Annotated in this window: 9 protein-coding genes; 5 read left to right on the top strand and 4 right to left on the bottom strand. The window is 62.2% G+C overall.

The window, feature by feature from the left end; all coding sequences use genetic code 11:
- Window positions 1-269, top strand: a 269-nt coding sequence (locus tag JWQ61_RS05335; RefSeq protein ID WP_304359606.1) for a VOC family protein, incomplete at its 5' end; no start/stop codon positions are given.
- Between the two features lie 195 nt (window positions 270-464).
- Here the strand turns inward: JWQ61_RS05335 and JWQ61_RS05330 are convergent.
- Genes JWQ61_RS05330 through JWQ61_RS05315 form a run of 4 tightly spaced genes read right to left on the bottom strand, consistent with a single transcriptional unit; the run spans window position 465 to window position 5,175 of the window.
- A complete protein-coding gene (locus tag JWQ61_RS05330) occupies window positions 465-1,607 on the bottom strand; it encodes a BMP family ABC transporter substrate-binding protein (RefSeq protein ID WP_304359605.1) in 1,143 nt (380 codons plus the stop codon).
- Between the two features lie 22 nt (window positions 1,608-1,629).
- The gene (locus JWQ61_RS05325) at window positions 1,630-2,550 is read right to left on the bottom strand and encodes an ABC transporter permease (protein WP_304359607.1); all 921 of its coding nucleotides are present in this window, start codon (window positions 2,548-2,550) and stop codon (window positions 1,630-1,632) included.
- Window positions 2,551-2,555: 5 nt separating this feature from the next.
- Complete coding sequence (locus JWQ61_RS05320) at window positions 2,556-3,644, bottom strand: ABC transporter permease (RefSeq protein ID WP_304359604.1); 1,089 nt, start codon at window positions 3,642-3,644, stop codon at window positions 2,556-2,558.
- A complete protein-coding gene (locus JWQ61_RS05315; protein ID WP_304359603.1) occupies window positions 3,637-5,175 on the bottom strand; it encodes an ABC transporter ATP-binding protein in 1,539 nt (512 codons plus the stop codon). The genes JWQ61_RS05320 and JWQ61_RS05315 overlap by 8 nt, the downstream gene beginning before the upstream one ends.
- Window positions 5,176-5,504: 329 nt before the next feature.
- Here JWQ61_RS05315 and JWQ61_RS05310 point away from each other — a divergent pair, with 329 nt between their 5' ends.
- The 4 genes from JWQ61_RS05310 to JWQ61_RS05295 all read left to right on the top strand — a co-directional run.
- Window positions 5,505-6,233: a GntR family transcriptional regulator gene (locus JWQ61_RS05310; protein ID WP_304359602.1), complete on the top strand. Its 729-nt coding sequence runs from the start codon at window positions 5,505-5,507 to the stop codon at window positions 6,231-6,233.
- A 486-nt stretch (window positions 6,234-6,719) separates the two neighbouring features.
- Window positions 6,720-8,972: a TonB-dependent receptor gene (locus tag JWQ61_RS05305; RefSeq protein ID WP_304359601.1), complete on the top strand. Its 2,253-nt coding sequence runs from the start codon at window positions 6,720-6,722 to the stop codon at window positions 8,970-8,972.
- Between the two features lie 90 nt (window positions 8,973-9,062).
- Window positions 9,063-10,010, top strand: coding sequence for an alpha/beta fold hydrolase (locus JWQ61_RS05300; protein WP_304359600.1), 948 nt, complete (start codon window positions 9,063-9,065; stop codon window positions 10,008-10,010).
- 57 nt (window positions 10,011-10,067) lie between these two features.
- Window positions 10,068-11,081, top strand: a 1,014-nt coding sequence (locus tag JWQ61_RS05295) for a nucleoside hydrolase (RefSeq protein WP_304359599.1), incomplete at its 3' end; no start/stop codon positions are given.

Here is an 11,081-nt window from a genome sequence, read left to right as displayed (position 1 = left end):
AGCACAACGAGGCTTTCTCGTTCCAGGTCGCGACCGACGACCAGGCCGAAACAGACCGCTTGTGGAACGCGATTGTCGGCAATGGCGGCGAGGAAAGCGCGTGCGGCTGGTGCAAGGACAAATGGGGACTGTCGTGGCAGATCACGCCACGCGTCCTGATGGCTGCGATCGCCGATCCTGATCGTGCGGCGGCCAAGCGTGCGTTCGAAGCCATGATGACGATGAGAAAGATCGACGTCGCTGCGATTGAAGCGGCTCGGCGCGGTTGAGGCTTCCGGTACTGTCGCGCGAGATGTCGGGCGACAGGTTCTCGCCGACATGCTGACAGCTCACTTCAGAATTTCTTAGGTGGCGCATGTCCCGCACCGGGAAATCCGGCTTGTCCTCTTTCTTCCCAAGCCTGAAGTTAGCGGGCCATGCATCCGGAGCGGCCTGGCGAACAGGCCGCTCCGGAACCAGCATGGTCAGCCCGGCACTTTGCCTTCCACGCCTTGCACGTAGAACTTGATGCCATGCAGGAAAGCGTCATCCGCCACTGCATCCTTGGCGACCACTTCCTTGCCGGTATTGTCGACCACAGGGCCTTTCCAGATCGGCGCGCTACCGTCGATGATGGCTTTCTTGCGCTCCGCGACCAGGGTCTTGATATCAGCCGGCAGGTCCGGGTTGAAGGCGCCGAGGTCGATGCCGTCTTCTTTCAGGCCGAGCCAGCTGCTGCCGGTTTTCCAGGTGCCGTCCAGCACTTCGCCGACACGCTTGTTGTAATACACGCTCCAGTTGATCATTGATGCCGCCTGGTGCGCTTTCGGGCCGAAGCTGGTCATGTCGCTATCCCAGCCGAAGGCGTACACGCCCTTTTCCTGCGCGGTCTGCACCACGGCGGCGGAGTCGGTGTTTTGCATCAGCACGTCGACGCCCTGGCCGATCAGCGTAGTAGCCGCTTCGCGTTCCTTGCCCGGATCGAACCATTTGTTGACCCATACCACGCGCGTGGTGGCTTTCGGATTGACCGAGCGCGCGCCGAGGGTGAAGGAATCGATATTGCGGATCACTTCAGGAATCGGCACCGATGCAACCACGCCGAGCTTGCCTGACTTGCTCATCTTGCCTGCCACTACACCGGCCAGGTAAGCACCTTCATAAGTGCGGACGTCGTATTGCGCCAGGTTATCGGCGGTCTTGAAGCCGGTCGCGTGTTCGAATTTGACGTCCGGGAATTCCTTGGCTACCTTCAGCATCGCTTCCATGTAGCCAAAGGTGGTGCCGAAGATCAGCTTGTTGCCGTCGACCGCCAGCTGGCGGATCACGCGCTCGGCGTCGGCGGCCGATTCCGGCACGTTCTCGACAAACGTGGTTTTCACCTTGTCGCCGTATTTTTCCTCGACCGCCTTGCGGCCCTTGTCGTGGGCGAAGGTCCAGCCGGCGTCGCCCACCGGTCCGATATAGACGAACGCCACTTTCAGCGGTTCGGCCTTGGCCGGTGCGGCGGCTGGCGCCGTGGCGCTGGCGGCCGGCGCCGGCGTTTCATCCTTCTTGCCGCAGCCGATCAGCGTGGCCGCGGCCAGTGCTGTGAGCATTGCGAGTGATGCCCTGCGTGAAATCTTCATGTGTATCTCCCTTGGTGGTTGGTCAGCTTGCATCAGGTTTAAAAGGTTTGCCCAGCGAGGCCGGCATGTTCAGCCGGATCCAGTCCGGGTTGCGCGAAATCAGCGCCAGCACCACGATGGTGGCGACATACGGCAGCATCGACAGGATTTGCGAAGGCACCGTGACGCCTATGCCTTGTAGGTAAAACTGCAGGATGGTGACGCCGCCGAACAGCAAGGCGCCGAGCAGCACGCGGGCCGGCCGCCAGGTGGCGAACGCGGTCAGCGCCAGCGCGATCCAGCCGCGTCCCGAGACCAGCCCCTCCACCCACATCGGCGTATACACCAGCGACAGGTAAGCACCCGCCAGGCCGCAGCAGGCGCCGCCGAACAGCAGCGCGGCGAAGCGTATCCAGCGCACCGGATAACCGAGTGCATGGGCCGATTCCGGCGATTCGCCGACGGCGCGCAGCACCAGGCCGGCGCGCGTGCGATAAATGAACCAGCCGATGGCGGCGCACAGCAGCAATGCCAGGTAACTCATCCAATGCTGCTGGAACAGCGCCTGGCCGATGAAGGGAATATCCTTGAGCACTGGAATGGCCAGCGTTTGCGAAGGCAAGGCGAGGCCGACAAAACGCTGGCCAATGAAGGCCGACAGCCCGGCGCCGAAGATCGACAGGGCCAGCCCGGTGGCGACCTGGTTGGTCGCCAGCACCAGCGCCAGCCAGGAAAACAGCGCCGCCATCAGCACGCCGCTCAGTGCGCCGGCGAGGAAACCGAGCATCGGGCTATGGGTGGTGTAGCCGACCGCAAAACCGGCGATGGCGGCGACCAGCATCATGCCTTCCGCGCCAAGGTTGAGCACGCCGGCGCGCTCGTTGATCAGCAAACCGAGCGCCGCCAGCAGCAAGGGTGTCCCGGCGTTGATCGAAGCGGCGATGAGAGAAGCGAATTGTTCCATATGCATCAGACCTTGGCTTTGCGACGCAGGCGATAGTCGATCAAGGTATCGCTGGCCAGCAGTAAAAACAGCAGCATGCCCTGGAACACGCCGGTAATCGCCGACGGCAAGCCGAGCCGCGATTGCGCCAGCTCGCCGCCCAGGTACAGCAGCGACATCACCAGCCCGCCCAGCACCGCACCGACCGGATGCAAGCGGCCGATGAAGGCGACGATGATGGCAGCGAAGCCGTAGCCGGGCGACACCGACGGCAGCAGCTGGCCGATGGGGCCGGCGATTTCAAACGCTCCCGCCAGGCCGGCGAAGCTGCCGGAAACCAGCAGCGAAGTCCACAAGGCGCTGCGGCTGGAAAAACCGGCATAACGCGCGGCGTGCGGCGCGGTGCCGCCGACGAACAGGGAAAAGCCGCGCAGGCTGCGCGTCATGAACACCGTCATCACGGCCGCCAGCACCAGCGTCACGACAAAACCGATATGCAAGCGCGTGCCGCTGAGCAGCGCCGGCAGCATGAATTCGCTGGAGAACACTTTCGATTGCGGGAAGTTCATGCCGTTCGGATCTTTCAACGGCCCGTTCACCGCATACATCAGCAGCAACTGCGCGACATAGGTCAGCATCAGCGACACCAGGATTTCGTTGGCGTTGAAGCGGTCGCGCAGCAGCGCCGTGATGCCGGCCCAGAAGGCGCCGCCGAGGATGCCGGCGATAATCATCAGGAACAGGCCGAGGCCGCCGGGAATGGCATGCCCCGGCACATCGATCAGCACCAGCGCGGCGCCGGCGCACATGGCGCCGACCGTGAATTGTCCTTCGGCGCCGATGTTCCAGACATTGGCGCGGAAGCATACCGCCAGGCCCAGCGCACAAAGTATCAGCGGAATGGATTTCAGCAGCAGTTCGCTGATGGCGCGCTTGCCGTTGAACGGATCGATCAGGAACACCTTGAGGCCGGCCAGCGGATCCTTGCCCAGCGCGATGAACAGCAAGGCGCCCAGCAGCATCGTCAGCACCACCGCCAGCACCGGCGACAGGTAGGTCATGGCGCGCGACGGCGTGCCGCGCAGTTCCAGTTTCCATGGCCAGAGATTACGCATGCGCAGTCTCCGGCGTTTCCTGCCACAAGCCGCTCATCCACAAGCCGACCTGCTCGCGGGTAGCCTGCTCGATCGGAACCGAAGGCGACAGCCTGCCTTTGGCGATGACATGCAAACGATCGCACAAGGCAAACAGTTCATCGAGTTCTTCGGAAATGATCAGCACTGCACAGCCTTCTTTTTTCAATGCCAGGATTTCGGCGTGGATCTGCGCGGCGGCGCCGACATCAACGCCCCAGGTCGGCTGCGCCACGATGAACACGGCGGGCTTGCGTTCCAGCTCGCGGCCGACGATGAATTTCTGCAGGTTGCCGCCGGACAGGCTCTTCGCCAGCGCATCGGGGCCGCTGGCCTTGACCTTGAAACGGTCGATGATGTGGGCGGCGATCTTGCGCGTGTAGTCGAAATCGATCATGCCGCGTTTGACGTAAGGCGATTTCTGGTGCGACAGCAGCATGTTGGCGGCCAGCGTCATGCCCGGCACCGCGCCGCGTCCCAGCCTTTCCTCCGGCACCAGCCCGAGCCCGAGCGCGCGGCGCGGGTTGGGCGCCAGCTGCCCGGCTTGCCGCCCGGCCAGCATCACCATGTTGGGCGCGGCGCGCTGGTCCTCGCCCGACAGCGCCGCCAGCAGCTCTTGCTGGCCGTTGCCCGAAACGCCGGCGATACCGACAATCTCGCCGGCCCGCACTTCGCATTCGATATCGTGCAATTCGGTAGCGAACAGGTGCGCTTTCGGCAAGCTCAGGCGGTTGAGGTGCAGCTTGCGTTCGCTGCGCTGGGAATCGGGATTGCGTTCGCGCTGCAGGCGCACCAGTTCATCGCCGATCATCAGACGCGACAGGCCGGCGCTGGTTTCGTTGCGCGGATCGCAGTTGCCGGTGACCCGGCCGTTGCGCATGACTGTCGCGCTGTGGCACAGGGCGCGGATTTCATCGAGCTTGTGGCTGATATACAGGATGCTGCAGCCTTCGGCAGCCAGCTTGCGCAAGGTGACGAACAGCTTGTCCACCGCCTGCGGCGTCAGCACCGAGGTCGGTTCGTCCAGGATCAGCAGCTGCGGATTGGTCAGCAAGGCGCGCACGATCTCGACCCGCTGGCGTTCGCCGACCGACAGCGTGTGCACGTGGCGATGCGGTTCCAGCTCCAGTCCGTACTTTTCTCCGGTCTGACGGATCTGCGTCACCAGCTGCGGCATGCTGACGTCGGAAGCCAGGCCGAGGGCGATGTTTTCCGCCACGGTCAGGGTATCGAACAGGGAAAAATGCTGGAACACCATGGCGATGCCGAGCTTGCGCGCAATAGGCGGGTTGGCGATGTGAACCTGCTCGCCGTTCCAGAAAATCTCGCCGGCATCCGGTTTCACGGTGCCGAAGATGTTTTTCATCAGGGTCGACTTGCCGGCGCCGTTCTCGCCGAGCACGGCATGGATTTCGCCGGGAGCAACGCGCAGATTGATATCGTCATTAGCCAGCACGCCCGGATAGGCTTTGCGGATATGGGCGATTTCCAGACGCGGTATGGTTGAAGTCACTTCTTTTGCCTGTGCCAATGAGAGACTGTTGCAAAATGATTCCAGCGCTGCCGCCCGCCTTGCTGCGCCATTCAGCGCATGCCAAAACAAGCAACATGCTACATCAGTTCCTATGCGGTTTCTGTGTTATTCGCCGACTTGAACCACAATCTATTGTCGGCATAAAGTCCCTACAAAAGCAAACTGCATGCCAGACACGGATACATTGCGCCCGGCGCATCTGGCGTGGTTTGTGCTACTGGCTTGCGTAGGGCCTGTCCCCAAGATCGGCAGCAGGAATTTGCGGTAGCATGATTACAGGCTTGTTATCCGAAACAGAAATGGGACCCATGAGAAAAAAGTCTGGTGACACGGTGCCTACGCCGGCCAAGCCCGCCGCCAAGCGGGGCAGCGGCATTGTCGACCAAAAGATCTACGACTCCGTGCTGAAGGCGGTGATGAGCCAGCGCCTGCCGCCGGGCACCAAGCTGACCGAAGCCAGCCTGTGCGAACTGTTCGCCGTCAGCCGCACCATCGTGCGCAAGGCGATCCAGCGCCTGGCGCACGACCACATCCTCGAACTGCGCCCCAACCGCGGCGCCATCATCGCCCAGCCGACGCCGCAGGAAACCCGCGAGATCTTCGCCGCGCGGCGCGCCATCGAAGCGGCGATCGTGCCGCTGGCGGCAGCCAACGCCACCCGCGCCCAGATCACCCGCCTGCGCCAGATCGTCAGGGAAGAACATGCGTCCTTCCACTCCGGCGACCACGCCACATGGATACGCCTGGGCGGCGAGTTCCATATCCTGCTGTCCGACAGCGCCGGCAACCCGGTGCTGACCCGCTTCCTGCGCGAACTGGTGTCGCGCTGCTCATTGATCATCGCGCTCTACCAGGCGCCCGGCAAGACCGCTTGCCCGAACGACGAACACGAACATCTGATCGACGCCATCGCCGCCGGCGACGCCGCGCAGGCGGTCAGGATGATGGACCAGCACCTGCTCGATATCGAGCGCGCCTTGCGCCTGAGCGACGACCAGCACGAAGTCGACCTGGCCGAAATCCTCGATATCGCGTGACGGAAGCGGCTCGCCTGCAGTCGGACTCTTTCCCTTGGCGGACATTGCCCCAGCCTGTTTAAAGTGTATACAAATTATTAAAAAATGTCGTTATTTCGAGACAGGGCCGCGCACTAATCCGGCTCTCGCCGCAAGCAGCCATCCCTAATTTGGCGCGGTCCTCACCAATAAATAGCGTGATTCCTCACCAAAATCCAGCTCTCCGGCAGCATCGCGATGTGCAGTCCGGACCGCATGGCTTGCCGCCAAAAGCTGTTTTCCATATGTATACAATATATTTCCGATACAAATCGTAATACCGTTTTTTTCATTTCTTCCTGCCCGGAAAAATTCTGGCACGGTCTTTGCGTTACATGAATCCGTTCTGGTCAGTCGCCGCAATAACCTGGCGCTGACCGATCCTTGCGCGATGCAGGCAAAACAAGAATTCAAGCAAGTCCGCAGCAAGTTCGATTTATCAATATCGATAACAGAGGGATGGGAAAAATGGGAAAAAGAGCGAGGGCACGCGCCCGCATGTATTGCGCGCAGAAGATGGTGCTGACATTGGGAGTCGCCTTGCCGTTCGGCGCCGCGCTGGCGCAGACCGCAGGCAGCACGGTGCCGGCGACGACGACGGAAGCGCCGCAAAGCGGCTCTTCGCTGCAGCTGGAAACCATGACGGTGACCGCCCAGCGGCGCGTGGAAAAGATCAAGGACGTGCCGATTTCGGTGACCTTGCTCAAGGGAGAAACCCTGGATGTCCTCAACTCAGGCGGCCAGGATATCCGCGTGCTGGCAGGCAAGGTGCCGAGCCTGAACATCGAATCGTCGAACGGCCGCACCTTCCCGCGCTTCTACATCCGCGGCTACGGCAATACCGACTTTTCCACCTTCGCCTCGCAGCCGGTATCCCTGATATTCGACGACGTGGTGCAGGAAAACGCCGCCCTCAAAGGCTTCCCGATGTTCGATCTGGCCGGGGTCGAAGTGCTGCGCGGTCCGCAAGGCACGTTGTTCGGCCGCAATACGCCGGCCGGCGTGGTCAAGTTCGATTCGGCCAAACCGAGCCTGGACAAGGTCTCCGGCTATTACAGCGTATCCGACGGCACCCACAATACCGCCAATGTCGAAGCCGCGGTCAACGTGCCCTTGAGCGACCAGTGGGCGATGCGTTTCTCGACCCTGGTGCAGCACCGCGACAACTGGGTCACCAACAACGGCGGCGGCACGCCTTTCCTGGAAGGCTACGACGAACAGGCCGGCCGCCTGCAGTTCCTGTACAAGCCGGACGGCACCTTCAACGCCCTGTTCAACATCCACGCGCGCGCCACTACCGGCAGCGCCCGCCTGTTCCGCGCCAATATCCTGGAGAAAGGCAGCGACGGTTTTGTCGCCGGCTTCGATCCGTCCCAGATCACCACCAACGCGATCAACACGCAATCGCTGCACACCGCCGGCGGCAGCGCCCGCCTGTCGTGGAACCTGGACCAGGTCAAGCTGTACTCGATCACCGGTTATGAAACCATCTCCAGCTACTTCAGCCGTGGCGACATCGACGGCGGCACGCCGACCGGCCCCGGTTTCATTCCGTTCCAGGTGCAGACCGGCGGCGGCGTCGCCGACCACAAGCAGTTTTCGCAGGAGTTCCGGGTCGAGTCGAAAAACGAAGGGCCGCTCAACTGGCAGACCGGCTTGTACTACTTCTATGAAGACGTAGCGGGCAACAGCTCCAACTTCGACAGCACCACCCAGCTGCAGACCAGCTACCTGCAGAATCGCCAGAAAAACACGGCGTACGCGGTGTTCGGCTCGCTCACCTATGACGTCAACGACCGGCTGAAGCTGCGCGGCGGCTTGCGCTATACCGAAGACAAGAAGGATTTCTCCAACGAGGTCGCCAATAACGTGACCTTTACCGGCCCGGGCGCGATCAGCGAAAACAAGTCGAACGTGAGCTGGGACCTCAGCGCCAACTACGCCTTGACCAAGGATATCAGCACCTATGCGCGGGTTGCCACCGGCTTCCGCGCGCCGAGTATCGCGGCGCCATCGTCCTCGGTGCCGATCACGGTAGCCAATGCCGAGACCATCACTTCCTATGAAGCCGGGATCAAGGCCGACCTGTTCAACCGCCGCGCCCGCGCCAACTTCAGCGTCTACAGCTTCGACGTCAAGAACCAGCAGTTGACCGCGGTCGGCGGCAGCTCCAACTCGATCATGCTGATCAATGCAGCCAAGACAGTGGGCCGCGGCGCCGAACTGGACCTGGAAGCCAACCTGAGCGAGCGCCTGCGCGTTACCGTAGGCGGCAGCTACAACTACACCCAGATTCGCGATCCGAACCTGCTGGTGGCCGGCTGCGCTTCCTGCACCATGCTCAATACCCAGGTGCGGCCGGGGCTGTATTCGATCGACGGCAATCCCTTGCCGCAAGCGCCGAAGTGGATCGCCAACGTCACGGCGCGCTACGGCATCCCGATGGGCAACAACGACGAACTGTTCTTCTATACCGACTGGGCTTACCGCAGCAAGATCAACTTCTTCCTGTACAACTCGACCGAGTTCACAGGAAAACCGCTGCTCGAAGGCGGCTTGCGCATAGGTTACAAGTGGGACGGCGACAAGTATGAAGTCGCTGCATTCGCCCGCAACATCACCAACAAGATCGTGGCGGTCGGCGGCATCGACTTCGACAACCGGACCGCATTCATCAACGATCCGCGCATGTTCGGCGTCCAGTTCCGGTCGAATTTCTAAGCTGCCGGGCAGTTCAATCGCGCCGGATCTTCCGGGGCGGCGCAGTCGCCGCCCCAGGATGCATGCGCAAGATTCCATCGGGAGAGACACATGCATAACGCTCACGGCTCCGGCAAACCCTGGCGGCGGCTAGCGGCAGCCGCATGTTCGGTGCTGACGATCGGCATCGCCTTGCTGGCGCCGGCCAGCGCCGCGCCGCCAGCCGCTTTGCCGGAACAGAAGACCGCGCTCCTGTTTGGCGCCACCATCCGCTATTACGATATCGGCAGCGGTCCGGTGCTGGTGCTGGTGCACGGCCTGGGCAGCAGCGCCAAGGGCGACTGGGGGCAAGTCATGCTGCCGCTGGCGCAAAACCACCGGGTGCTGGCGCTGGACCAGCTGGGTTTCGGCAATTCCGACAAACCGCAGATCGATTACGGCATCCAGACCTGGGTCGATTTCCTCGGCGAATTCCTGCGCCAGAACCAGGTATCCGATTTCACCCTGGTAGGCGAATCGCTGGGCGGATGGATCTCGGCCCAATATACGATACAAGCCCTGCGCGGCATTGCCGCCGGCCCGAGTTTGAGCCTGCCCAAACCGGCGCGGCTGGTGCTGTCCGATTCGGCCGGCCTGCACGCGACGATGAAACGCTTGTTCGCGCCGCCTCCTCCTGGCAAACCGGCCACCGTCGGCGCCTCGCTGGCCGGCGAAAAACAACTGCTGGCGAGCGTGTTTCATTCGCCCTCCTACCAGACCGACCAGGCATTGCGCGACGGCCTGGCCTGGAGCCTGGCCAAGGGCGACGCCTGGGCCATCCGCGCGGTGCGCAATCCGGCCCTGCTGGACGAAACCGTGGACGACAAGCTGAGCGCGATCAAGATCCCGACCCTGGTGATCTGGGGCGAACACGACAACTTGCTGCCGCTGAAAGACGGCCGCTATTTCGCCTCGAAGATCGGCGGCGCCGAACTGAAGATCATCCCTGGCAGCGGCCATGCACCGATGATTGAAACGCCGGATGCCTTCCTGTCGGCGCTGCAGCCATTTTTGCGATAACCTGCGGCGACAGCGCCCAGCATGTTTTTATATTTTCCATTTGAAAGTAGCTAATTGATGAAACCGAATTCAATACGTCGCCGGCTGTTATCGACGGTCTTCATGCTGGGACTGGCGGTCGCCGCCACCTTGCCCGTGCAGGTGCAGGCCGCCGGCAAGCGCAAAGTGATCATCGACGACGATGTCGGTGGCCCGCGTGCAGCGCAGCTGATGGCGATCCAGTCGCCCGATGTGGAAGTGCTGGGCATCACGATTGTCAGCGGCTCGACCTGGCGCGACGAGAATATCGCGCACGCCCTGCGCACGCTGGAAGTGATCGGACGCAGCGACATACCGGTGGTGCCCGGCTCGGCCTTCCCCTTGCTGAATACGCAGGAAGCAACGCGGCGCTGGGAAGCGCTGTACGGCAAGCTGGTCTACAAAGGCGCATGGATGGATGAGAAATGGCCGGACGGCACCATCCAGAGCCAGCCCAACTACCACGCCCACGACGTGGTGCCGCAACTGGCGGAAGGCATGCCGCATACCAAGGCGTCGAATGAAATCGCCGCCAACTTCATGATCCGCAAAGTGCACGAATTCCCGGGCCAGGTCACCATCCTGGCCACCGGTCCGATGACCAACGTGGCGCTGGCGATCAGCCTGGATCCGAGTTTTGCCGAGACCGCCAAGGAAATCGTCTACATGGGCGGCAGCCTGAATCCGCACCAGGTGCTGCCGTCCAAGTCGGCGGAACAGTTTGCGCGCGAATACATCAATACGCCGCGCCTGGAGTTCAATTTCCGCTGGGACCCGGAAGCGGCAAAGATCGCCCTGCGCGCACCGTGGAAACGGATCGTCATGGTGCCGGCCGATCCGTCCACCGCGACCGAACTCAGCGCCCGCTTGCTGAACGACATGACCAAGTCCGGCACGCCGCTGGCGCAGATGGTGAAGAAAGTCACTGAAACCGGTTTCCCCCTGTGGGATGAACTGGCCACGGCGGTCTGGCTCGATCCGACGCTGATCAGCAAGTCCGACCAGCTGTTCGTCAGCATCGACACCGACTTCGGCGCCGGTTATGGCAACACC

Source organism: Collimonas fungivorans (assembly GCF_028292705.1).
GTDB lineage: Bacteria > Pseudomonadota > Gammaproteobacteria > Burkholderiales > Burkholderiaceae_D > Collimonas > Collimonas fungivorans_B.
The sequence above is the reverse complement of the archived record's forward strand: the minus strand, read 5'-3'. Positions and strand labels throughout refer to the sequence as shown.

What these genes read in the sequence shown, in the direction of transcription:
- JWQ61_RS05320 (WP_304359604.1), bottom strand. Translation starts at nt 3,644, where the DNA reads ATGCGTAATCTCTGGCCATGGAAACTGGAACTGCGCGGCACGCCGTCG.
- JWQ61_RS05305 (WP_304359601.1), top strand. Translation starts at nt 6,720, where the DNA reads ATGGGAAAAAGAGCGAGGGCACGCGCCCGCATGTATTGCGCGCAGAAG.
- JWQ61_RS05330 (WP_304359605.1), bottom strand. Translation starts at nt 1,607, where the DNA reads ATGAAGATTTCACGCAGGGCATCACTCGCAATGCTCACAGCACTGGCC.
- JWQ61_RS05325 (WP_304359607.1), bottom strand. Translation starts at nt 2,550, where the DNA reads ATGGAACAATTCGCTTCTCTCATCGCCGCTTCGATCAACGCCGGGACA.
- JWQ61_RS05300 (WP_304359600.1), top strand. Translation starts at nt 9,063, where the DNA reads ATGCATAACGCTCACGGCTCCGGCAAACCCTGGCGGCGGCTAGCGGCA.
- JWQ61_RS05310 (WP_304359602.1), top strand. Translation starts at nt 5,505, where the DNA reads ATGAGAAAAAAGTCTGGTGACACGGTGCCTACGCCGGCCAAGCCCGCC.